Source organism: Bradyrhizobium sp. Bra78, assembly GCF_024519855.1.
Lineage (GTDB): Bacteria > Pseudomonadota > Alphaproteobacteria > Rhizobiales > Xanthobacteraceae > Bradyrhizobium > Bradyrhizobium japonicum_G.
The window spans coordinates 178,472-201,565 of the sequence record NZ_JALJRE010000010.1; the positions used below are offsets into that span (position 1 = coordinate 178,472).

Genomic DNA, 23,094 nt, shown 5'->3' on the forward strand with positions numbered 1-23,094 from the left:
CCAACGACGGAGGGAGAGAGGAAAAGTGCCGATGCTCTCCTTCCTGTTCCGCCGTCTCGTGCAGACCATTCCGACCGTGCTCGCCGTCGTGCTGCTGGTCTTCGTGCTGTTCAGCGTCGTGCCCGGCAGCATCGTCTCGAGCATGAGCGACGATGCCGATCCGCAGGTCGAGCTACGCATGAAGAAGCAGCTCGGCCTAGACGATCCCGTTTATGTGCGCTTCGGCGCCTACATCGCCAAGCTCGCGACCGGTGATTTCGGCACGTCATTCCGGACGCGCGAGCCTGTCACGACCATGATCGCCAAACGGATGTGGCCGACGCTGCAGCTCATCTTCGCCGCCATGGCGTTTTCCGTCGTGATCGGCGTGCCGCTTGGTTTCATCGCCGCCCTGAAGCCCGGGGGCATCGTCGACACGCTCGCAATGGTCTTGGCGGTATCGGGCCTTTCGATCGCCAAATTCTGGCTCGGGCTGGTGCTGATGTACTTCTTCGCGTTGAAGCTCGGCTGGCTGCCGAGTTTCGGCTATGGCGACGGGGGATTGAGATATCTGATCCTGCCGGCCGTGACGCTCGGCGTCTCGCCGATGGCGTTGTTCGCCCGGACGACACGCGCTGCTGTGCTCGAGATCATGACGGCCGATTTCGTCCGCACCGCGCGCTCCAAGGGCATGAGCGAGACGCGAGTCGTGAAGTGGCATGTGATGCGCAACGCGCTCGTCATCATTCTCACCACCGTCGGCCTGCAGTTCGGCGCGCTGATGGGGCAGGCGGTCGTGGTCGAGAAGTTGTACTCCTGGCCGGGCATCGGCTCGCTGCTCGTCGACAGTGTCCTGCAGCGCGACATTCCGGCGGTCCAGGGCTCCATTCTCGTCGTGGTGCTGGCCTTTCTGGCGATCAATCTGCTGATCGACGTGCTCTACGGCGTGATCGATCCCAGGATCAGATACGCATGAAGCTCCGCGCCAATCTCATCATCGGTGGCGCGCTGTTCGCGCTTGCGATCCTGGTCGGCCTGCTCGCGCCCTGGCTGGCGCATACCGACCCTGTCCTCGACGCCAATCTCATGAACGCGGAGGAGCCGCCAAGCTGGACTTGGTGGTTCGGCACCGACGACCAGGGCCGCGACATCTATTCTCGCGTCGTCTACGGTGCGCGCGTCTCGCTGACGGTCGGCATCGTCTCGCAGCTCATCAACAGCGTCATCGGCGTGGCGCTGGGCCTGAGTGCCGGCTATTGGGGCGGCTGGTGGGACGATGTCGTCAACGGCCTGACCAACGTCATGCTCGCGATCCCCTCGCTGATCTTCGCGCTCGCCATCATGGCGGTGCTGGGCCCCGGCCTGACCAGCCTGCTGATCGCGCTCGGCTTGACCAACTGGTCCTTTACTTGCCGCATCGCGCGGGCCTCGGCGCTGTCGCTGCGAAGCCAGGGCTATGTGCAGGCCGCGACCGTGCTCGGCTATGGCGATCTGCGCATCATGATTACGCAGCTGCTGCCGAACATGCTGGGACCGATCGTCGTCATCGGCACGCTCGGCATGGGCAGCGCGGTCCTCTCCGAGGCCGCATTGTCGTTCCTTGGCCTCGGCGTCCGTCCGCCGTTTCCGAGCTGGGGCAGCATGCTGTCGGATGCCCGCGACCAGATCACGACGGCGCCGTGGCTCTCGGTCTTTCCGGGCCTCGCCATCTTCCTGACGGTGCTTGGTCTCAATCTGCTCGGCGACGGCCTGCGCGACATCCTCGATCCCCAATCGCGGAGCCGGCGGACATGACCGGCGCGCCGCTGATCGAAGTCCAGGATTTGCGTATCGACCTTCACGACGGATCGCGGCGCGTTGCGGCGGCCGAGGGCGTTTCATTCCGGATCGATCGCGGCGAGACGTTCGGTCTCGTCGGCGAATCCGGTTGCGGCAAGAGCATCACGGCGCTCGCCCTGATCGGCCTGTTGCGGCCGCCGCTGTCGATCGGCAATGGCGTCATCCGCTTCGAGGGGAATCAGATCCAGCACCTTTCGGCGGCCAGGCAGCGGGAGCTCCGCGGCAACCGCATCGCCATGATCTTCCAGGAGCCGATGACGGCGCTCAATCCGGTTTCGCCGGTGGGACGGCAGATCGCCGAGATGTTCGTGCTGCACAAGGGCAAGAGCTGGCGGGAGGCCAACCGGCTGGCGGTCGAGGCGCTGGCGAACGTTCGCGTCCCCGCGCCGGAGCGCCGCGTGCACGATTACCCGCACCAGCTGTCGGGCGGCATGCGCCAGCGCGTGATGATCGCCATCGCGCTGGCCTGCGGTCCGGACCTGCTGATCGCCGACGAGCCGACCACCGCGCTCGACGTGACCGTGCAGGCCGAGATTATCGAGCTGATGCGCAATCTGTGCGCCGAGCGGGGGACGGCGATCCTGATGATCAGCCATGACCTTGGCCTCGTCGCCAATGTCTGCCGCCGCGTGGCCGTCATGTATGCCGGCCGCATCGTCGAGGAGCGCGGCTCGGCCGATATTTTCCGTGCCCCCTCGCACCCCTATACGCAGGGCCTGGTCGACTCGCTGCCGCGGCTGGGCAGTCGTGCCGCGCTCGGCCGCAGCAGGCTCAAGGAGATCGCGGGCGTGGTCCCGGCCATCACGAATTTCCCTGACGGCTGCAGGTTCAACCCGCGCTGCGCGCAGGCGACCAATATTTGCCGGACCGTCGTGCCGGAGACGGATTTGTTGAGTGCCGGCGGTCTGGTCAGGTGTCATCATCATGCATGAACCGCACGACGGTCTGGGTGTGGCGGGGCAGGCCGACGATGTCATTCTCAGCGTCGAGGATCTTGCGGTTCATTTTCCGCTGGGCGGCGGCTTGCTCGGCCGCAGCCGGCGCCTGTTGCGCGCCGTCGACGGTGTCGATCTCAGGCTGAAGCGCGGCGAATGCCTCGGCCTCGTCGGCGAATCCGGCTCCGGCAAGTCGACGGTCGCATTGTCGATCCTCGGCCTCTTGACGCCGACGCGCGGCCGCATCGTTCTGGACGGGCAGGTTGTGACGAACCGGCAATCCGGCGATCGCAAGGCGCTGGCCCGCACCGTGCAAATGGTGTTTCAGGATCCCTACGCCTCGCTCAATCCGCGCCAGACCGTGCGCCGCACGCTCGAGGATCCCCTGCGTGTGCACGGCGTGACCGCCGCAAGCGAGATCGAGGACCGCGTTGCGACGATGCTTCGGCATGTCGGCCTGCGGCCCGAACAGTCTGGCCGCTACCCGCACGAATTCTCCGGCGGCCAGCGCCAGCGTATCGGCATTGCGCGCGCCCTGATCCTCAATCCCAGGATCGTCATCTGCGACGAGCCCGTGTCGGCGCTCGACGTCTCGATCCGCGCCCAGATCATCAATCTGCTGCTGGAATTGAAGGACACCCTCGGTCTTTCCTACATCATGATCAGCCACGACCTCGGTGTCGTCGAGCACATGAGCGACAAGGTCGCCGTGATGTATCTCGGCCGGATCGTGGAGAACGGCGGCTGGCGCGAGATCTTCGAGCGGCCTGCGCACCCCTACACGCAAGCCCTGATCGCCGCCATTCCCGATCCGCTGCACCATGCGCCGCTGGCGACGACAGGAGGCGACCTTCCCAATCCGCTCAATCCGCCGAACGGATGCGCGTTCAGCCCACGTTGCCGCCACGCGGAGGATGTGTGCCGTCACGAGCCGGGGCCGATGCTGGAAACGCGCCCCGACGGGCACGCGGTGCGGTGTTGGCGGAGTGAGGAGATTGCGGGGCAGGCGGCGTTGGCATCGTCTGACGGCCGCCTCAACTTCCCATGATGCCGACCAGCCGAGGGCGCCGGTGGTTTGCGAGCCGGTTCTCGGCTGGCAGCGCGCGCAGCCAATCGCGGAAGCTGACGATTTCGGGGCAATCCGCGGTGCCTTGAGGCGCAATCAGCCAATCGCCGACGCCCGATCCCTCATCGACCCGGTCGCAACGATAGCCCGGATGATGGCGGAGGCCCCGGGCGATCAGCAGGTCGACCTTGCCCTCGACCAATTCGTGCAAGCCGGCCGGCTGCAGCACCCGCAGGCCGATCTCCGCATGCGTGCTGCGAAACTCCTCCAATTGGAGGCGGCGCAAGTCGACGCCGCCATGGACGCCCAGCTGCAGGAGTGCCGCACCTGCCGGTTTCAATTGCGAGGTGGCCTCCGCAATGTGGCGGAAGCCTTCGGAGACCCCGGGAAGATAGGCCCGACCGGCCGCGGTGAGGATGAGCTGCTTATGCAGCCGCTCGAACAGCTGCACGCCGAGGCGCGCCTCCAGCGCTTTCACCTGCTGCCCCACGGCGGCGGGCGTCACGTGCAGCTCGTGCGCGGCCAGCTTGAAGCTGAGATGCCGGGCGGCGGCCTCAAAAGCGCGGAGCGCGTTGAGTGGTGGCAGGATGTAGGTCATCGCGCACCATTTTGACACTGATGGGCCTCGGCCTTGCAATAGATTTTCTTGCGCTGAGCCGCAGGAATGATGCTTTGCGAAGCAGCGATGTCGCCGGATACGGTCGGCCCGCAATCCGGAGAAACTCCATGCCCCCAGCTCATGTCGTCAGCCACAATCCCGCAACGGTCCACGCGCCCGCCGGCGGCTACTGCATGGGACTTGAACTGAAGCAGCATCGCCGCCTGTTGTTCATCAGCGGCCAGGTGCCGGAACGATCCGACGGTACCGTGCCCGAGGGTTTCGAGGCGCAATGCGAGCAGGCCTGGCGCAACGTCATCGAGGTGCTCGCCGCCGCGGACCTTGGCGTCGGGCATCTGGTCAAGGTCACCACGTTCCTGACCGACCGCAATCAAGTCGTGCCTAACCGCATCATTCGCCGCACGATGCTCGGGGAACACCAGCCCGCGCTGACGGTCGTGATCGTCGAGACCGTCGACAGCAAATGGCTGCTGGAGATCGAGGCGATCGCCGCGGAGTGAAGCCGGTGTCGCCGGCCTTGCAATGAACCAATCATATCGGGTGTATCCAATGGCTGAGAACATTCATGCTTTCTACGAGACGCATCGGGACGCAATGGAGGCCGCCATGCGCGATCGCCTCGACCTTGCCGAGGCGATGTTGCGCGAGCGCGCGCATCTATCCGACATCGACGGGATCGGGCGGGAGGTGATGGCCGAATTCGAGATCGTGCTCACCCAGATGCCCTATGTCGGCGGCGCGGCAAGCCGCATGAGCGATTTCTTCATGCGTCTCATGGGCTTCATGGCTATCAGCCGCGTGCTGCGACGCCACGGCGTGCCGCCGCCTGTGATCGGCGAGATCGAGCGCGAAACCTACAAGGCGCAATTGCTGACTACGCCCGAAACGGAACGTCTCGCCTCGGGGCGCCATTTCATGTCGCTGGAGAACCAGGCCGTGCTGCGCCAGCACGCGGCGAAGAGCGTTACTGAAAGCCATCAGAAGGATTTTCCGGAGGATTTCGTCTACGATTTTGTCGAGCCGGATACGGGCGACAGCTTTGAATTCGGCATCAACTACAAGGCTTGCGGCTTCTGCAAACTCGCGGCGCGCCACGGCGACAAGGAAATTTTGCCGAACATTTGCGGGCTCGATTTCGTCGCCTACGCAGCGCGAGGCATTCGCCTGGAAAGGACACAGACGTTGGCGGGCGGCGCGAGCCACTGCGATTTCCGGTTCTCGCGGCTTGCGCCGGATAGGAAGGCGGCAAGCTGAGCCGCCTTCTCATGCCCTGCGATCGTATCGGTCCTTGATTGCCCCCGTTGACGTATCGTCATTGCGAGCGCAGCGAAGCAATCCAGAATCTTTCCGCGGCGGCAGCCTGGATTGTTTCGCTGCGCTCGCAATGACGGGGTAGGCAACGGCTTTTCGAAGCAACCGCCCATGATGACATCGTGCACCTGTTTTGCCCGACGTGTCAAACGCTCGTCTCGCTGCGGCTCAAGTCAAGCCGATCTGGATTCCTCAGCGATTTCTACTGTGCATGGGGTTGTTTTCGCGCTTTTTGTTTTGAGGCTTGTCTAATCCTCCGCCTTCTCCCTCAGCCGCTGCGCATAGACGTTGATCACCAGCGCCGCCAGCAGGATCAGGCCGCGGATCAGGATCTTCAGGAAGCTGTCGATGTTGACGTGGTCGAGGCCGTTGTTGAGCACACCGAGAACGAAAAGCCCGACGATGGTGTTGCCGATGCCGCCGCGGCCGCCGAACAGGCTGGTGCCGCCGACCACGACGGCGGCGATGGAGTCGAGCAGATAGGTGTCGAACTCGTTCTGCTGCGCGCTGCCGAAATGGGCGACGCCGAGCATGCCGCCGATGCCGGAGCAGACCGCCGAGATCACCATGACGGCGCCGAGGATCAGCTTGACGTTGAGGCCGGAATATTCGGCCGCCTCGCGGTTGCCCCCGACCATGTAGACGTAGCGGCCGAAGCGCGTGTAGGTCAGTACCAGATGGCCGCCGAGCAGCATGATCGCGGCGACGATGACGATCCAGGGGATGCCGCCGATCGAGCCGGAGCCGAGCGTGGTGATCAGGCCCGGCACCTTGTAGGCGATCTGGCCGCGCACCAGCAGCGCCGAGATGCCGGCGGCGATCTGCATCATCGCCAGCGTCATGATGAAGGAGGGGATGCCGATCACGGTCAGCCCCAGCGCATTGACGAGGCCGAGCGCTGCGCAGAGCAGGATGGCCATCAGGATCGCCGCGGCCCCGGGCAGGGGGATGTTGGGAATGTTGACGTAGGATTCCTGCAGCGTGAAGTAGGCGACCGCGATGCCGGTGACGTTGGCGATGCTGGCGATGGAGAGGTCGATCTCGGCGCAGAGGATCACGAAGGTGAGGCCGACCGCGATGATGCCGGTCACCGACACCTGGGTCAGGATGTTGCCGAGATTGTCGAGCGTGGCGAAGGAGGGGCTGGCGAAGGCGAAGAAGCCGGACAGGAAGATCAGCGTCAGGAACGGCGCGATGTTGCGCATCTGCGAGCGCAGGAAGGGCGCAAGACCACGCGCCCGCTGCCCTGCCGCCACTGCCGTCTCACTGCTCGCCATGGTGATTCTCCGTCACGCCGCTTCCAGCAGGCGGTCCTTGCTGACCGGCTCGTTCTTGAATTCCCGCACCAATGCGCCGCGCTTGAGCACGAGGATGCGGTCGGCCAGCGACAGCACCGTCTCCGGCTCGGTCGACAGCACGATGATGGCGAGCCCCTTGGCGCGGAGATCGCGGACGATGTTGATGACGTCGTTCTTGGCGCCGACATCCATGCCGCGGGTCGGCTCGCACAGCACCAATAGCTTTGGCGGGTAGGTCAGCCACTTTGCCAGCGCGACCTTCTGCTGGTTGCCGCCGGAGAGCATGCCGAGGTCGAGGCCGACCACCGGCGGCCGGATCTGCAACTGCTCGACCTGCCGCTGGGCGATGTCGCGCTCCTGCGCCGGCTTGAGCAGCAGGGACGAGATGCGGTCCAGAATGCTGATCGAGATGTTCTTGTAGACCGGCTCCTGGTGAAACAGCATGGCGCGCCGGCTCTCCGGCACCAGCGCCACGCCGGCGCGTCGCGCCGCTGCCGTGCTGGCGAAGGTTTTGGGCGTGCCGCCGACGGCGAGCGTGCCGCTGTCCGGCTGCAGCTTGCCGAACAGGATTCGTGACAGCTCCTGCTGGCCGCAGCCCATGAAACCGTAGATGCCGAGCACTTCGCCCGCGCGGGCCTCGAACGAGATGTCCTTCAGGCTGCGCGCCAGCGAGAGCTGATCGACCTTCAGGATCACCGAGCTGTCGCTCGGCTGGGGAAGCATCAGATCGTCGCTATAGCTGTGCTCGAGCGCTTCGCCGCCGCGGCCGATCATGGCCTCGATCAGCGCGCCCTTGCTGGTTGCGGTGGAAGGCGTTTCGGCGACCTTCCGCCCATTGCGGAACACCGTCACCGTGTCGGACACGAGCAGGATGTCCTCGATGAAATGCGAGATGAAGACGATGGCAGTGCCTTCCTCGCGCAGCCGCCGAAGCGTTGCGAACAGCCGCTCGACCTCGGGCGGCGAGAGCGCGGAGGTCGGCTCGTCCAGGATGACGATGCGGGCGCCGGAGAACAGCACGCGCGCGATCTCGATCAGTTGCTGGAGCCCGATCGGGAGGTCGCCGAGCCTGCTCATCGGGTCGACGTCGATGCCGAAGCGGGCGAGCTGCTCGCCGGCCTCGCGCGCCATGCGCCGCCATTGCACCAGGCCGAGCCGGTTGGTCGGCTGATTGCCCAGGAACACGTTCTCCGCGACCGTCAGGTCCGGCGCGACGCTGAGCTCCTGGTGGACCATGGCGATACCGGCCGCATGCGCGTCGCGCGCCGAGCGGAAATGGGTCTCCTTTCCATCGATCAGGAAGCGGCCGGAGAATTCGCTGTGCACGCCGGCGATGATCTTCATCAGCGTGCTTTTTCCCGCGCCGTTCTCGCCGACGAGACCGTGGATCTCGCCGGGATGAAGCGCGAAGTCGACACCACGAAGCGCTTCGACGCCGCCGAAGCTCTTCGTGATGCCCTGCAGTTCCAGGATAGGCGAACGATCCTCTCGCATGGAGGCTCAGATCAGGAAGTGATCCTGCATCCACTGCATCCCGGCGGCGTTGGCCTTGGTCACGACCGGGCCGTCGGTGACGACGTTCTTCGGAATGCCCTGTCCGCTCTTCTCGCCGCCGACCACGGCAGAGACGCCCGCGATGATGGCGCCGCCGTGGATGCGGCAGGACGGATTGCGAACCGTGGCGAACATGCGGCCTTCGCTGACCGCCTGGATCGCCGGCGGCATGGCGTCGACGCCACCGATCAGGATATTGGTGCGGCCCCGCGCCTTCATGATGTTGGCGGCGGCCAGCGCCATGTCGTCATTGTGGAAGAACGCCGCGTCGATCTGCGGGTACTTCGTCAGGTAGGTTTCCCATAGCCGCGCGGTCTTCGACACGTCCCAGTCGGCGGGCTGGGTGTCGAGCACCTCGATGCCGGGGAATTGCTTGACGACATTGTTGAAGCCCTTTGCGCGGCCCTGCGCGCCGGTGTGGCCGAGTGCGCCCTGGGTCATGATGATCTTGCCCTTGCCGCCCATCGCGTTGCACAGCGCCTGCGTCACCGAGGCGCCCATGAACTCGTTGTCGGGGGCAAGGAAGGAGTGGACGTTGATCTGGTCGAGCGGCGCAATCAGCGTGTCCATGTCGATCACCGGCGTGCCGGCGTCGATCATCTTCTGCACGGGCTGGGTGAGGGTCCCGATGCCGAAGGCCTGGATGGCGACGAAATCCCATTTCTGGGAGGCCATGTTGTCGATCGCCGCGCGCTGCTTCACCGCATCGAGCTGACCGTCGAACCAGGTGACCTCGACGTTGAACAGCTTGCCCCAGAATTCCGCGGCCTGCTTGCCCTGCGCGCACCAGGTCGCCTGGAGGCCTGCATTGGAGAAGGCCGCCTTCAGCGGCTTCTCGCTTCGTCCGACTTCGGCTGCAAGGGCGGGGTTTATGCCCATGCTGCCGAGGATGGCAGTCGCGGCGCCGGCGGTCGCTGCCGCCTGAAGAAGATCGCGCCTCGTCGTCGAGAAATCTTTCGTCCCGGACATCGCTCGCTCCCATAAAATCTCAGCGTCGGCGCGTCATTGATTGCGCGACCGATCTCCGAAAGTGTCTCACAAGAGTAGATGCCACTCAATCTGCAATCAACGCGAGATCGCCGCAGCCTGTGTTGGTGCAGCGCAAAGTGTCAGGCCTGGACGGCTGCGAACGCGTCGATCTCCACGAGCAGTTGATCCCAGGCCTGCGCGATCTCCGGCGACCATTCATCGCGGAGGAGATCGCGCAGCGTATCCCTGATGACGGCGAAGAACGCGAGGAAGAGCTCGCGTGGCGTGCCATAGGCGTCGTGCGAGGCGATCTCGCAGGCGATCAGCCGAAAATGCCCGCGACGTTCGCCGGCGAAGTCGAGAATCGCCTCGATCGTCAGTGCGAGCATCGATCCCTTCACGAACTCGCTGCCTTGCGAGCGGAACATCGCCTGCGTTTCCGGATGCTCTTTGGACAGACGTTGATAGACGAGCGGCGTGAGATCGGCGCAGCACGTCGCCGCGATCTCGAAACTCTGTTCGACCGGATTGGGAGAAGCGTTCATCGGCAGTTCAGCCACGCAGACAAAAAAAGAGCGGGGCCCTAGCCCCGCTCGAAAATTGTGTCGACCCTATTATCCCCGATTCTAAGATTTGATCTTGATTGGCGGGGCGACGCTGCGTTTTGCGCGTCAGGGGCTCCTCCCGAGACTTGGACCACCAGACTTCGACCTCGCGGCCAGCCTGAGCAAGGGTGATGCTAGATCAACTTTTCTCACTTGTCATCATTTTCGGCAACGAATGTTCAAAATTCGAGCAATTGACGAAATGATCGGGCTTTTGGCCGCCTAAGCATATGACAAATATATGAAATCTGTGGATGGGTGGGGTGGTCTATTTGCCTCAAATGCCGGACGGCCCGCCGCGGCGGGGGGCCCCGATCACAGTTTCGAGAAATTTGCGCTGGGCCAAGAAGGCGGCGGAACTGACCTCGACTTGGGTCCCCGCGCGGTGTTTAGTTGGCAGACGAACGAATGGTTCGGCGGATGCGCGCACGGCTGCAAAAATTCCTACCCCTGGTCCTGCTCGCTTTGGCGATGCAGGTGCTGGCGCCGATTGCCGCCTGTCTGGCGGCTGGCCAGGCCGTGGCCGATCCGTTGTCTGCCGGCATCATCTGCCACAGCGCGAGCGAGCAGGGCGGCCTGGACGATCAGACCGGCACGCCGACGGCGCATGGCGCCGCCTGCGCGCTCTGCTGTCTGGCACAGGCGGGCGCGTCGCTCGATTCGCCACGGCACGCAGCACTCTCCGTTCCCTTCCGCCACGCCGAGCGCGTGATCTGGCACGCGGCGGAGGTGTCTGCCGTCGCGGCGCATAGAGGCACCAGCGCCCAGGCGCGCGCGCCGCCTCAGTTCTCCTGACGACCCCAGTGTCGCCGCGGTTCGTCCGCTGGCGACGGATGCTGTCGAACAGCCGGGAAGAAAGCCGGCGTCAGGAATGCCCCCAATGTTACATTGTCATGCCCGCCGTGGCGTGAGCGTCGTTGCCGTTCAGGCCGCGCTGCTTGCATCATCGAGCGGAGTTTTTGCCCAAAGCAGCGGTGCGGTGCTGCCGCCGGTAACCGTCGACGCGCCCGCCGCAGTGAAACCCAAGCCGCGCAAGCCGGCGGTGCCCATTGCTGCCGCCAGGAGCCGCTCCGCAAAGCCCGCCAGCGAGCGGGCCGCTTCCGCTCCCACCGGCGAGCAGGGAGCGGGCAGCGCCCGCGCGTCGCTGGATCCGCCGGCCGCCGTGGCGCGCTATCAACTACCCCAGCGCTCCTTCAGCGTTACGGCGAAGGAAATCGACGAGACGATCAACCTCAAGGACCCTGAGGATGCCGTCAAATACATGCCGAGCCTGTTCGTGCGGAAGCGCAACGACGGCGACAACCAGGCGGTGCTGGCGACGCGAAGCTGGGGCCTGAACTCCAGCGCGCGCACGCTGATCTACTACGACGACCTCCTGATCTCGGCGCTGATCGGCAACAACAACACCAATTCGTCGCCGCGCTGGAACCTGATCTCGCCGGAAGCGATCGGGCGGGTCGATTACCTCAACGGCCCGTTCGCCGCGGCCTATCCCGGCAATTCGATCGGCGGCGTCCTCTTGATCACTTCCAAGATGCCGGACAAGCCGTTTGCGGTCGCCAAGGAAACGGTTTCGGTGATGCCGTGGAATCAGTACGGCACCAAGGACACCTATGTCACAAGCCAGACCAGCGCGGCGGCGGGTAACCGCGAAGGTGCGCTGTCCTGGCTTGTCAGCGCCAACTACCTCGACAGCTACCAGCAGCCGCTGACCTACACGACGAGCAGCGCAAACCAGGCTGGTACAACCGGCGTGTTTCCCGCGCTGAACAAGCAAGGCGTTCCGGCCAACGTAGTTGGCACGGGAATCCTCGCTCATTCGCAGCAGAGCTCCAGCAATATTCGCCTTGCCTATGATTTGACGGCGCAGGTGCAGGCGACTTATTCGTTCGGTATCTGGAATAACCACCAGGTCTCCGATCCCCAGACCTACCTGCGGTCGACCGCGACAGGGCTGCCGACGTTCAACAACATCACGACGTTCGCAAACGCCAAATATATCTGGGACGAGACCCACCTAAGCAACGCGGTCGCGATCAAGAGCGATACCAAGGGCATCTTCGATTTCGATCTGTCCGCATCGAGCTACAATTATCTCGAGGATACCCAGCTCAATCCATACACGGTGACGTCGGGCGTGGGCTTCTCGCAGAACGGCAGGGTCCAGCGCATGGACGGCACCAACTGGCAGAACGCCGACGCCAAGGGAATCTGGCGTCCGCTGGGGTACGGCGGGGCACACGAGATCAGCTTTGGTATTCACGGCGATCGGTACCGCCTGGAAAATCCGACCTATGGGTCGTCGGTCTGGTATCAGGCTGCGACCGCTACGGGACAGCTTTACGCCAACAGTCAGGGCGAAACGCGCACCGGAGCGCTCTGGCTTCAGGATGCCTGGAAAATCCAGCCCAATCTGAAGCTGACCCTGGGGGGGCGGCTGGAGACCTGGCAATCGCTCGATGGTCAGAACGTCGTGACCCTGGCAAACGGCGCGGGCGCGATCACCTCGTCATTCACGACCAACCAGCCGGGTCTTGCTTCGACGAATTTCTCGCCGAAGGCCTCGCTCTCCTACGATCCGAACAAGGATTGGAATGTCACGGTCAATTTCGGCGAGGCCTATCGCTACCCGACCGTTCTGGAACTCTATCAGAACGTGACCGTCGGCAATACGATTACGGTGGCCAACCCTTTCCTGAAACCCGAGCAGGATTTCACCGGCGAGTTCAACATCGAACGGCACTGGAATGATGGCAGAGTCCGGTTGACCCTTTTCAGGGAGCGGACCAACAACGCGATCATCGCGCAGACCAACATGATCAACGCGACCCAGAGCGCGACCACGTTCAGCAATGTCGATGCGATCAGGATGCAGGGTGTAGAGTTGTCCGCCGACAAGGACAACGTTCTCATGAACGGTCTACAGCTGTTCGGCAGCATAACCTATGTCGACTCGCGCATCCTTGCCGACGCGAGTTGGGCCGGCATTGATCCTCTGACCAATCAGGCCACGACCGCCGTCGGCAAGCGCGTGCCATACGTACCCGACTGGCGCGCCAAGTTCGGCGTCACCTATCGGCCGAACGAAAGCTGGGCCTACACGGTTGCCGCACGTTTCAGCGGCAAGCAGTACTCGACACTGGACAACACCGATCGCGTCGCCCACGTCTACGGCGCCTTCGATAACTTTCTCGTTGTGGACTTGAAGATGCACTATAACGCGACGAAGAATTTCGCGTTCGACTTCGGCATCGATAATCTCTTCAATGAGCAGTATTTCCTGTTTCATCCTTTCCCGGGCCGTACCTTCGTTCTGGCCGGCAAGTACACGTTCTGACGATGTTGACGACGACAAGAAAGGCAAACGACATGAACAAGCTCTCACGCATACTGGCGCTCGCAGCGCTCTCGGTCGCGATGTTCGCAGCACCCGCATCGGCCGACGATGTCAAGGCCGGCGATCTCGTCATCTCGCAGGCGTGGAGCCGGGCGACGCCGGGCGGCGCCAAGGTCGCGGGCGGTTATCTCACCATCGAGAACAAAGGAGCGGCGGCCGACAAGTTGGTCAGCGTGTCCGCCGACATCGCGGGGAAGGCGGACGTCCATGAGATGGCGATGGAGAACGGCGTGATGAAGATGCGCCCGCTCGACAAGGGCCTCGTGATCGATCCCGGCAAGACGGTGAAGCTCGCTCCCGGCGGCTATCATCTGATGCTCCAGGAGCTGAAGGGCCCGTTCAAGCAGGGCGACAAGGTACCGGTGACGCTCCAGTTCGAGAAGGCCGGCAAGGTCGCCGTCGCCCTCGACGTCCAGGGCGTCGGCGCGCAGGCGCCCGGCGACGGTGGTCACATGATGAAGAAAATGCCGGATCATTCGGGAATGAAGATGTGATGAGCATGATCTGGACCTTCGGGAGACCGAACATGTCGAAGCGAGCTGGGCTTAGTCTTCTGTGCGTACTTGCGGCAGCGCCGGCCAGTGCGCACGTCTTCCTCGAAGGCAAGCAGGCGAGTGTGGGGGGATCGTACAAGGCCGTCTTCGCCGTGCCGCACGGCTGCGCGGGCTCGCCCACGGTGAAGATCCGCGTCCAGATCCCGGAAGGGGTGATAGCGGTGAAGCCGATGCCGAAGGCGGGCTGGAGCGTCGATGTCGTCGAGGGCAAATATGCCAGCGAGTACGACTATCACGGCAACAAGCTCTCCTCCGGCGTCAAGGAGGTCGCGTGGTCCGGCGGCAAGCTGCCGGACAAAAATTATGACGAGTTCGTCATGCACACGGTCCTGACCGACAAGCTCAAGCCGAACACGACCCTGTACTTCCCCGTCGTCCAGGAGTGCGAGACCGGCGTCAGCCGCTGGATCGAAATTCCGGCGGAGGGGGCGGAGCATTCGCACGAGGGCAAGTCGCCGGCGCCCGGCGTGAAGCTGTTGCCAAAGCCCTGATGCGCCGGCTCGCCGCACTCGCGACGATGCTCCTCGTTGTCGGGTTCGCGACCGGCGCCTTTGCCCATGCGGCGCTCGTCGCGGTCGAGCCGGCGAGCGGCAGCAAGCTTGCGGCCGCACCGAAGGCGGTGGAGCTGCGCTTCAACGAGGCTGTGACGCCGGGCGCGATCCGCCTGATCGATGGCGCGGGCAAGGCGCGGGATGATGCGCGTGTCAGCGCATCTGGCGAGACGATCTCGGTCGCGATGCCGCCGGAGCTGCCGCAGGGCACGGCGGTCGTGAGTTATCGCGTGATCTCGCAGGACGGTCATCCCGTCGCGGGATCGGTGATTTTCTCGATTGGCATGCCGACAGGGACGCGACCGCCCGCCAATACGGACAACGGATTGAACGTGCTGATCTGGCTGGCGCGAGTCGGTCTCTATCTCGGGCTGTTCGTCGGCGTTGGGGGCGTGTTCTTTGCGCGCTGGGTTGCCTGGTCGATGGCCGGCACGACCATAGCGCGCGTAGCGCTCGCTATCGGCCTTGCGAGTGCCGTTGGATCACTCGGTCTGTTGGGCCTCGATCTCCTCGGCCTGCCGCCAGCGGCCCTCGTCACAATCGCCCCCTGGAAGGTGGCGTTCGCGACCAGCGCGGGTCCCGCAATGCTGGTTGCGATCACCGCGATGCTGTTCGCGCTGATAGCGCTGCGTGGCGGATGGTACGCGCGGGCTCTCGCGCTCATCGCGTTTGTCGGCGTCGGCATGTCGCTGGCCATGACCGGCCACGCGGCGACGGCGCCGCCCGAGGCGTTGACACGCCCTGCGATCTTCCTGCATGGCCTGTCCGTTGCTTTCTGGATTGGCGCGCTGGCCCCGCTCGCGGCACTTGTGTCGAAGCCGTTGGCCGCGGCATTGCCTGTCGTGAACCGCTTTTCTCGCCTCGCCGTGCCGGTCGTCGGCGTTCTCGCATTTACCGGCCTTGCGCTAGCCATCGTCCAGCTTGAAAGGCCGTCCGCATTGGTCGAGACCCGCTACGGCCTGATCCTCTCGATCAAGCTCGGGCTCGTCCTTGCGCTGCTGGTGCTCGCCACGCTCAACCGCTTTCGCCTGACCCCGGCGCTCGCGGGCGATCACAAGGCCGCGCCGGCCTTGAAGCGCTCGATCCTGCTCGAATGCGCTATCGCGCTCTGCATCCTTGCCGTCGTCGCCGGCTGGCGCTTCACGCCGCCGCCGCGGACCATCGTTCCGGAGACGCCGCTGGCGATCCACATTCACACCGACAAGGCGATGTTCCAGGTGCTGGTCTCGCCGGGCAGGGCCGGCGTCGATGATTTCGTGCTCCAGCTCATGACCGGTGAAGCGGCGCCGCTTGCGGCCAAGGAGGTGACACTGACCCTGAGCCTGCCCGAACGCGGCATCGAACCGATGGAAAGGGACGCCTTGTTCGGCTCAGACGGCTATTGGCATGTGCGCAAGGTCGCGCTGCCCTTTGCCGGTCGTTGGCATCTGCGGATCGACGCGCTGGTGAGCGACTTCGAGAAGGTCACGCTGGAGGACGAGTTCGAACTGGCGCCGCTTTGACGCGCGCCGGTGCGGTTCAAGCTGAACCTCAAGTCGACGGAAAAATGACAGGAATTCCGCCGCGTTAGCGGCTTTTCCTCATTCTCGGTCTTGTGTTTTCGCTCCCAATCCGGTTTCACTGCAAGCCGTCACTGATTCCTCGAGTATTGCCATGCGGTTGTCGCGGTTCTTCCTGCCCATCCTGAAGGAAAATCCGAAAGAGGCGGAGATCGTCTCGCATCGGCTGATGTTGCGCGCGGGCATGATCCGGCAGGAGGCCGCCGGCATCTATGCCTGGTTGCCGCTCGGCTTCCGTGTCTTGAAGAAGATCGAGCAGATCGTGCGCGAGGAGCAGGACCGCTCGGGCGCGCTGGAACTGTTGATGCCGACGCTCCAGCTCGCCGACCTCTGGCGTGAGAGCGGCCGCTACGACGCCTATGGCCCGGAGATGCTGCGCATCGCCGACCGCCACAAGCGCGAGCTGCTGTACGGGCCGACCAACGAGGAAATGATCACCGAGATCTTCCGCGCCTATGTGAAGTCCTACAAGAATCTGCCGCTCAACCTCTATCATATCCAATGGAAGTTCCGCGACGAGCAGCGTCCGCGTTTCGGCGTGATGCGCGGCCGCGAGTTCCTGATGAAGGACGCCTATTCGTTCGACCTCAACGAGGCGGCGGCGCGGGTTGCCTACAACAAGATGTTCGTCGCCTATTTGCGCACGTTTGCGCGCATGGGGCTGAAGGCGATCCCGATGCGCGCCGAGACCGGCCCGATCGGCGGCGATCTCAGCCACGAATTCATCGTGCTTGCCGAGACCGGCGAATCCGGCGTTTTCATCAATCGCGACGTGCTTGACCTGCCGGTGCCGGGCGAGGACGTCGACTATGAGAGCGACCTGACGCCGATCATCCAGCAATGGACCTCGGTCTATGCGGCGACGGAAGATGTTCACGACGCCGCGCGTTTCGAGCAGGAAGTGCCCGCGGAGAAGCGCGTGAACACCCGCGGCATCGAGGTCGGGCAGATCTTCTATTTCGGCACGAAGTATTCCGACGCGATGAAGGCGCTGGTGGCCGGCCCCGACGGCGTCGACGTGCCGATCCACGGCGGCTCCTACGGCGTCGGCGTGTCCCGCCTGCTCGGCGCCATCATCGAGGCCTGCCATGACGATGCCGGCATCAAATGGCCGGAGGCCGTTGCCCCGTTCCGGGTGTCGATCCTCAACCTCAAGCAGGGCGATGCGGCGGTCGATGCCGCCTGCGAGAAGCTCTATGCGGAGCTTACCGCCAAGGGTGTCGACGTGCTCTACGACGACACCGACCAGCGCGCCGGCGCCAAATTCGCCGCCGCCGACCTGATCGGCATCCCCTGGCAGATCATGATCGGGCCGAAGGGGCTTGCCGACGGCAAGGTCGAGATCAAGCGGCGAAGTGACGGCGCCCGCGAGACCATGTCGCCTGCGGACGCGGTCGCAAGACTTGTGGGCTGACAAGGCTGGTCGGCTGAATATTGTTCATCGCCCGATGCAGAGGCCGCCAATCCGGCCACAATTGACCCCGAATCATGGGATTATCGAGCGATGGATGAGACCATGACCGAAACAGTTCAAACCGCGCCTTTCGCGCCATTCGAGTGGATGTTGTCGGCGCGCTATTTGCGGGCGCGCCGCAAGGAGGGATTCATCTCGGTCATTGCCGGGTTCTCCTTTCTCGGCATCATGCTGGGCGTGGCGACGCTGATCATCGTCATGGCCGTCATGAACGGCTTCCGCAAGGAACTGCTCGACAAGATCCTGGGGCTGAACGGCCACATCCTGGTCCAGCCGCTGGAATCGCCGCTGACCGACTGGAAGGACGTCGCCGACCGTCTCAGCCAGGTCAAGGGCATCCGGCTCGCTGCGCCCGTGGTGGACGGTCAGGCACTGGCGTCCTCGCCGTGGAACGCCTCGGGCGTGCTGGTGCGCGGCATCCGCTCCGAGGACCTCAACAACCTCACCTCGATCGCCAAGAACATCAAGCAGGGCTCGCTCGAGGGCTTTGACGACGGGCAGGGCGTCGCGATCGGCCGGCGCCTCGCCGACCAGCTCTCGCTGCACGCCGGCGACAGCATCACGCTGGTGGCACCGAAGGGCGCAGTCACGCCGATGGGCACGACACCGCGCATCAAGCCGTACAAGATCGTTGCGGTCTTCGAGATCGGCATGTCCGAGTATGATCTCGGCTTCGTGTTCATGCCGCTCGCGGAGGCGCAGGCCTATTTCAACCGCAGCAACGACGTCACCTCGATCGAGGTCTTCACCACCAATCCGGATCAGATCGTCGCTTTCCGCCAGGCCGTGACGGAGGCGGCCGGCCGGCCGGTGTTCCTGGTCGACTGGCGCCAGCGCAATTCGACCTTCTTCAACGCGCTCCAGGTCGAACGCAATGTCATGTTCCTGATCCTGACCATGATCGTGCTGGTCGCGGCGCTCAACATCGTCTCCGGCCTGATCATGCTGGTGAAGGACAAGGGCAGCGACATCGCCATCCTGCGCACGATGGGAGCCTCGCAAGGTTCGATCATGCGCATCTTCCTGATCACGGGAGCGTCCATTGGCGTGGTCGGCACGCTGGTCGGCTTCTTCGTCGGCCTGGTGATCTGCCTCAACATCGAGTCGATCAGGCAATTCCTGTCCTGGCTGACCAGCACCGAGCTGTTCTCGCCGGAACTCTATTTCCTGTCGAAGCTGCCCGCCGAAATCGACGTCGGCGAGACCACGGCCGTCGTCGTCATGGCGCTGACGCTGTCGTTCCTTGCGACGCTGTATCCGTCCTGGCGTGCCGCGCGCCTCGATCCCGTCGAAGCGCTGCGGTACGAGTGAGGGGCTGATGGAGCAGCAGGGGGCGGAAGATGTACCGGTCATTTATCTCCACGAGATAAAGCGGCAGTACCTGCAGGGCGAGGTGCCGCTGACGATCCTCGACGGCGCCAAGCTCGCGCTGTGGGCGGGGCAATCCGTCGCGCTGGTGGCGCCGTCTGGCTCGGGCAAGTCGACGCTGCTGCATATCGCGGGGCTGCTCGAAGCCCCCGATTCCGGCGAGGTCTATGTCAACGGCGCGCCGACCTCGCAACTGCCCGACATCGAGCGCACGCAGCTGCGCCGCACCGATATCGGCTTCGTCTACCAGTCGCACCGGCTGCTGCCGGAGTTCTCGGCGCTGGAGAACGTCATGCTGCCGCAGATGATCCGCGGCCTGAAGAAGTCCGAGAGCGTCAAGCGCGCGAAAGAGATTTTGGGCTATCTCGGCCTCGGCGAGCGCGTCACGCACCGTCCCGCGGAGCTGTCGGGCGGCGAGCAGCAGCGCGTTGCGATCGCGCGCGCGGTGGCCAACGCGCCGCGGGTGCTGTTTGCGGACGAGCCGACCGGCAATCTCGATCCGCATACGGCGGACCACGTCTTCCAGGCCCTGATGCAGCTCGTCAAGGCGACCAAGGTGTCGATGCTGATCGCGACCCACAACATGGAGCTGGCCGGCCGCATGGACCGGCGCGTGTCGCTGTCGAACGGCCAAGTGGTCGAGCTCGACTAACAAACGCGAAAACAACCCCATGCACAGTAGCCGGGTTCGCCGCAACGACGCGCGGGGTCCCCCGCAACGCCGTTGATAATTCGAATGAATCCGCGCAGCCGCGCACTCGCCGGCGGGTGCGGCACGTTGGCCCTTTTTCAACCGAATGTTGCGATTCCGCCACCCCGGGAACGTTGCTCGTGATGTACGATCGACCCCATTTCCAGGAATCGATGTGGGAATGAACATGTTGCGCGGGGTCTGCGGCGGCTTGTTGCTCGGCTTGATCTTGATACCGCTGGATGCGGCGTCGGCCCAGCCGTGCCAGACAACAGGCACCGACCAGACCTGCACCAACTCGGTCTTCCTCTCGGCAGGGGCCGCCGGGCTGTCCGACCTGGGCACTGTGACGGTTGCCAACACGAGTTCCGGCAGCATCGTCGGAACGGGGGTCTCGGTCGTCGGCATCGTGGCCAACGTGGATGCCAATGTCACGAACGGCGGATCCATATCCGGCGTCGGCACGAGCAGTGCCAACGGCATTGAGACGCTGCGCGACAGCAACGTGACGAACTCCGGCACGATCTCCGCGACGGGTGGAATGTTCGGCAATGCCATTGTCGCCGGTCGCAACGCCAACATCACGAATTCCGGCACCATCTTCGGAAGCGGAGGCACCTCCGCGGCAGGCATCTCGGCGACCGCTGCGGCGAACGTGGTGAACTCGGGCCGGGTATCGGCATTTTCGTTAGGAGGCAGCGCCTACGGCGTGCTCGCCAGTTCGGGCACGGTGACCAATTCAGGCACAATTACAGCCACCGGCTTTTCGGGCTACGGCATCCTCATCTTCAATACCGCGCAGGTGACGAACTCCGGCACCATTTTCGGCAACACAGCCGCTCTGCAGTTCGGCGGCAGCCCCGACAGCCTGACCGTGCTGCCAGGCTCCCGCATCATCGGCGCGATCAACCTCGGCGGTGGCGGTGACACCGTCAACTTTCGCGGTGGCAATCACAATCTCACCTTTGACACCCTGGCAGGCGCCACCGTGACCGGCACGACGCCGTTCGCCGTGTCCGGAAATCAGGCGGCCGCGGTCGATCTCACGCCGTTCGCATCGAACTGGCGAACGCTGACCGACTTCACGCGGGGCGTGGCCGATGCCGTGCCGGTGTTTTCGGGGAGCGCAGGCGGCGGCGCGGCGCCGCTCGCCTTTGCGGGTCCGGACGGCGCCTCTCGTTTCGACGATGCCTTTGCCGCGATCCCGGGGCTTACGTCGGCCTATGCCGGCGAAGCTGCCGTGTTCAAGGCGCCGGCGATGCGCTACGCCGACGGCACCACCGTGTGGACGCGCGGCTTCGCCGGCCAGCGCATCCAGCAGCAGGACGGCGTGCTGCTCCGCACCGCCAACCTGTTCTATGGCGGCATGCTCGGCGGCGACTGGCAAACGCGCCCGGACCTGCGCGTGGGTGCGTTTCTCGGCGGTGGCAAGACGCGCACCAGCATCGATCCGAACCAGGGTGCGCTCGATTCCGATCTCTTCTTCGGCGGCGCCTATGCCCGCTACGACATCGGGCAAACCTTCCTGCACGGCGCCGTGCAGGCCGGCGGCTCACGCAACGCGAGCGCGCGCACCGTCAACAACAATCTCGTCGCCGGCGGTCTTGAGACCGCAACGGCCAGCTACAACGGCTGGTATGTCAGCCCCGAGGCGACGATCGGCCAGCGCATTGGGCTCGGCCAACTCGCCGACGCCGCCTACACCCTGACGCCGTCATTTCGGTTGCGCTATCTCTATGGTGCCTTTGACGGCTACACCGAGGCCGGCACCACCGCTCCTCTGACGCTAGGAAGCCAGACCGTGAGCACGCTGGAGGAGCGAGGCGAGGCCAAGCTGACGCGTTCCGTCAGCTTCACGCCGAGCGACGTTCTCTCGGCCAGTCTCACCGCCGGCCTGCTCGGCACCCAGCGCGTCGGCGGCTCCACCATCAGTGCGAGCCTGCTCGGGCAGGCGATCCCGTTCGCTACGCCAGGGCAAGCGAGCGTGTGGGGCGGCTTCGGCGGTGCCGGCCTCGAATGGCGCAGCCGCAGCGTCACGCTGTATTCCGCCGCCGAATATCTCGCGCTGTCGGATCGTTCCAACGTCGTCAGCGGAAGGGCTGGCCTGCGCGTGGCGTTCTGAACATCGGATTCGGGCGCGAGGAGAACTGGTCGATCGTCGTCGCGCCCGGCCGGCCGGCTTTCCGGTCAGCCGTTCGGCCTGATCACCGTTAATTTGAACGGCCCGCCATTGGCCGCTGCATGTTCCACCGCCTGATTGGCATGGTCGAGGTCGAAGGCCGTGGTCTCGTATTCCTCCAGCCGCAACAGCCCTGATCGCACCAGCCCGATCAGGCGGGCGGTGGCATCCGGCGGATACATCCAGACGCCGTGGATGCTGATGCAGTTGCGCATGATCCAGGGGTAGGGCAGCTCGAGGCCCGCGCCGCCCGCCATGCCGACGCCGCCCATCAGCACGACGCGGCCGTAAGCGCGCACCGTCATGATCGCCGCGCGCACGACGGTCGTGCTGACTGAGGGCGGCATGATGTCGAACACGCAGTCGATCGGCCCGGGCGCCGCACGCTGCATGCGCTCGCGGTCGTCGTCCTCGTTGCCGGTGAGCTTGACCGGCTTCACCCGGCTCCCGAAGCGCCTGACGAGGTCGGCCAGGATCGTCTCGTTGCGGCCGGGCGCGACCACGCAGGCCGCGCCCATCGCGAGCGCGACGGAGACGGCCGCGCTGCCGAAATTGCCGGTGGCCCCGCTCACCAGCACGGTCTCGCCGGGCTGAAGGCTGGCGGCGAGGAAACCGCCATAGGGCACCAGCAGCGTGCCAAGCGCGCACCATTGCGTGGCCTGCTCGGGCGTGATCGCGCCGAGGCGTTTGACGTTCTCCGTCGGCACCCGCATCTGCTCGGCAAAGGAGCCGTGGCGAAAATGCTTTTGCAGGCGCATGCCGCCGGCCCCGGCCGCGGTGAGTCCTTGCAGGGCAATGTCGGGCGCTGCGGCGTCATCGCGCGAACGCACCGTCGGATCGCAGAAGACCCAGTCGCCCACTGCAAGCTTGGTCGCGTCCGGGCCGACCGCGCGCACCCGGCCGATGCCGCCAGGCCCCGGGATGATCGGCAGGTCGAGCGCATAGTTGCGCACCCCGCTGAAGACCTCGTTCATGTAGGACAGCACGCGCGTGGCGACGACGTCGACGACCACCTCGCCGGTCCCGAGCACCGGATCGGGAGCATTCTCGATGACGAGCGGAGATCCAAAGGATTTGAGTACGGCGGCTTTCATCGTGGTCACCTCATGTTCGGGTGATACGGCTATGCGCCACCTTGGAAAGGAC

Annotated in this window: 21 protein-coding genes; 15 read left to right on the top strand and 6 right to left on the bottom strand. The window is 64.6% G+C overall.

Annotation, left to right across the window (positions count from 1 at the left end):
- Nucleotides 1-31: 31 nt before the first annotated feature.
- Genes OC450_RS22650 through OC450_RS22665 form a run of 4 tightly spaced genes read left to right on the top strand, consistent with a single transcriptional unit; the run spans nucleotide 32 to nucleotide 3,801 of the window.
- Complete coding sequence (locus OC450_RS22650; RefSeq protein ID WP_262048751.1) at nucleotides 32-955, top strand: ABC transporter permease; 924 nt, start codon at nucleotides 32-34, stop codon at nucleotides 953-955.
- The gene (locus OC450_RS22655) at nucleotides 952-1,773 is read left to right on the top strand and encodes an ABC transporter permease (RefSeq protein WP_211386046.1); all 822 of its coding nucleotides are present in this window, start codon (nucleotides 952-954) and stop codon (nucleotides 1,771-1,773) included. The genes OC450_RS22650 and OC450_RS22655 overlap by 4 nt, the downstream gene beginning before the upstream one ends.
- On the top strand, nucleotides 1,770-2,750 hold the full coding sequence (locus OC450_RS22660; protein ID WP_211386047.1) for an ABC transporter ATP-binding protein: 981 nt from the start codon (nucleotides 1,770-1,772) through the stop codon (nucleotides 2,748-2,750). The genes OC450_RS22655 and OC450_RS22660 overlap by 4 nt, the downstream gene beginning before the upstream one ends.
- Entirely contained in the window at nucleotides 2,743-3,801 is a 1,059-nt protein-coding gene (locus OC450_RS22665) for an ABC transporter ATP-binding protein (protein WP_262048714.1), read from the top strand. The genes OC450_RS22660 and OC450_RS22665 overlap by 8 nt, the downstream gene beginning before the upstream one ends.
- On the opposite strand, the gene OC450_RS22670 is transcribed toward OC450_RS22665, so the two are convergent.
- Nucleotides 3,788-4,417, bottom strand: coding sequence for a LysR family transcriptional regulator (locus tag OC450_RS22670; RefSeq protein WP_211386049.1), 630 nt, complete (start codon nucleotides 4,415-4,417; stop codon nucleotides 3,788-3,790). The genes OC450_RS22665 and OC450_RS22670 overlap by 14 nt on opposite strands.
- Before the next feature lie 128 nt (nucleotides 4,418-4,545).
- Here OC450_RS22670 and OC450_RS22675 point away from each other — a divergent pair, with 128 nt between their 5' ends.
- Together OC450_RS22675 and OC450_RS22680 are read left to right on the top strand one after the other, a co-directional pair.
- Nucleotides 4,546-4,938: a RidA family protein gene (locus OC450_RS22675; RefSeq protein WP_262048715.1), complete on the top strand. Its 393-nt coding sequence runs from the start codon at nucleotides 4,546-4,548 to the stop codon at nucleotides 4,936-4,938.
- Between the two features lie 49 nt (nucleotides 4,939-4,987).
- A complete protein-coding gene (locus OC450_RS22680; RefSeq protein ID WP_211386051.1) occupies nucleotides 4,988-5,692 on the top strand; it encodes an L-2-amino-thiazoline-4-carboxylic acid hydrolase in 705 nt (234 codons plus the stop codon).
- 305 nt (nucleotides 5,693-5,997) lie between these two features.
- On the opposite strand, the gene OC450_RS22685 is transcribed toward OC450_RS22680, so the two are convergent.
- From OC450_RS22685 to OC450_RS22700, 4 genes are all read right to left on the bottom strand, one after another.
- Nucleotides 5,998-7,026, bottom strand: coding sequence for an ABC transporter permease (locus OC450_RS22685; protein ID WP_262048716.1), 1,029 nt, complete (start codon nucleotides 7,024-7,026; stop codon nucleotides 5,998-6,000).
- 12 nt (nucleotides 7,027-7,038) lie between these two features.
- The gene (locus OC450_RS22690; RefSeq protein WP_262048717.1) at nucleotides 7,039-8,541 is read right to left on the bottom strand and encodes a sugar ABC transporter ATP-binding protein; all 1,503 of its coding nucleotides are present in this window, start codon (nucleotides 8,539-8,541) and stop codon (nucleotides 7,039-7,041) included.
- A gap of 6 nt (nucleotides 8,542-8,547) precedes the next feature.
- On the bottom strand, nucleotides 8,548-9,570 hold the full coding sequence (locus tag OC450_RS22695; protein ID WP_007610940.1) for a sugar ABC transporter substrate-binding protein: 1,023 nt from the start codon (nucleotides 9,568-9,570) through the stop codon (nucleotides 8,548-8,550).
- 140 nt (nucleotides 9,571-9,710) lie between these two features.
- Nucleotides 9,711-10,115: a globin gene (locus OC450_RS22700; RefSeq protein ID WP_262048718.1), complete on the bottom strand. Its 405-nt coding sequence runs from the start codon at nucleotides 10,113-10,115 to the stop codon at nucleotides 9,711-9,713.
- 480 nt (nucleotides 10,116-10,595) lie between these two features.
- On the opposite strand from OC450_RS22700, the gene OC450_RS22705 reads away from it, so the two are divergent.
- From OC450_RS22705 to OC450_RS22745, 9 genes are all read left to right on the top strand, one after another.
- Nucleotides 10,596-10,970, top strand: a complete 375-nt coding sequence (locus tag OC450_RS22705) for a DUF2946 domain-containing protein (protein WP_256807215.1) — start codon at nucleotides 10,596-10,598, stop codon at nucleotides 10,968-10,970.
- An 85-nt stretch (nucleotides 10,971-11,055) separates the two neighbouring features.
- The gene (locus OC450_RS22710; protein WP_262048719.1) at nucleotides 11,056-13,512 is read left to right on the top strand and encodes a TonB-dependent receptor; all 2,457 of its coding nucleotides are present in this window, start codon (nucleotides 11,056-11,058) and stop codon (nucleotides 13,510-13,512) included.
- Nucleotides 13,513-13,544: 32 nt separating this feature from the next.
- A complete protein-coding gene (locus OC450_RS22715) occupies nucleotides 13,545-14,066 on the top strand; it encodes a copper chaperone PCu(A)C (RefSeq protein ID WP_211386057.1) in 522 nt (173 codons plus the stop codon).
- A 32-nt stretch (nucleotides 14,067-14,098) separates the two neighbouring features.
- Nucleotides 14,099-14,617: a YcnI family protein gene (locus tag OC450_RS22720; RefSeq protein WP_211386058.1), complete on the top strand. Its 519-nt coding sequence runs from the start codon at nucleotides 14,099-14,101 to the stop codon at nucleotides 14,615-14,617.
- A complete protein-coding gene (locus OC450_RS22725; RefSeq protein ID WP_211386059.1) occupies nucleotides 14,617-16,179 on the top strand; it encodes a copper resistance CopC/CopD family protein in 1,563 nt (520 codons plus the stop codon). Before OC450_RS22720 ends, OC450_RS22725 begins: the two co-directional genes overlap by 1 nt.
- A 151-nt stretch (nucleotides 16,180-16,330) precedes the next feature.
- Nucleotides 16,331-17,650, top strand: coding sequence for a proline--tRNA ligase (gene proS / locus OC450_RS22730; protein ID WP_211386060.1), 1,320 nt, complete (start codon nucleotides 16,331-16,333; stop codon nucleotides 17,648-17,650).
- A gap of 90 nt (nucleotides 17,651-17,740) precedes the next feature.
- Nucleotides 17,741-19,021 (top strand): lipoprotein-releasing ABC transporter permease subunit, encoded by a 1,281-nt coding sequence (locus tag OC450_RS22735; RefSeq protein WP_211386061.1) that lies wholly within the window; start codon nucleotides 17,741-17,743, stop codon nucleotides 19,019-19,021.
- A 7-nt stretch (nucleotides 19,022-19,028) separates the two neighbouring features.
- Nucleotides 19,029-19,730, top strand: a complete 702-nt coding sequence (locus OC450_RS22740; RefSeq protein ID WP_211386062.1) for an ABC transporter ATP-binding protein — start codon at nucleotides 19,029-19,031, stop codon at nucleotides 19,728-19,730.
- Between the two features lie 220 nt (nucleotides 19,731-19,950).
- Entirely contained in the window at nucleotides 19,951-21,891 is a 1,941-nt protein-coding gene (locus tag OC450_RS22745; protein ID WP_262048720.1) for an autotransporter domain-containing protein, read from the top strand.
- Nucleotides 21,892-21,956: 65 nt separating this feature from the next.
- Here OC450_RS22745 and OC450_RS22750 read toward each other — a convergent pair whose 3' ends face one another.
- Nucleotides 21,957-23,042, bottom strand: coding sequence for an alcohol dehydrogenase catalytic domain-containing protein (locus OC450_RS22750; protein ID WP_211386064.1), 1,086 nt, complete (start codon nucleotides 23,040-23,042; stop codon nucleotides 21,957-21,959).
- Between the last annotated feature and the right edge of the window lie 52 nt (nucleotides 23,043-23,094).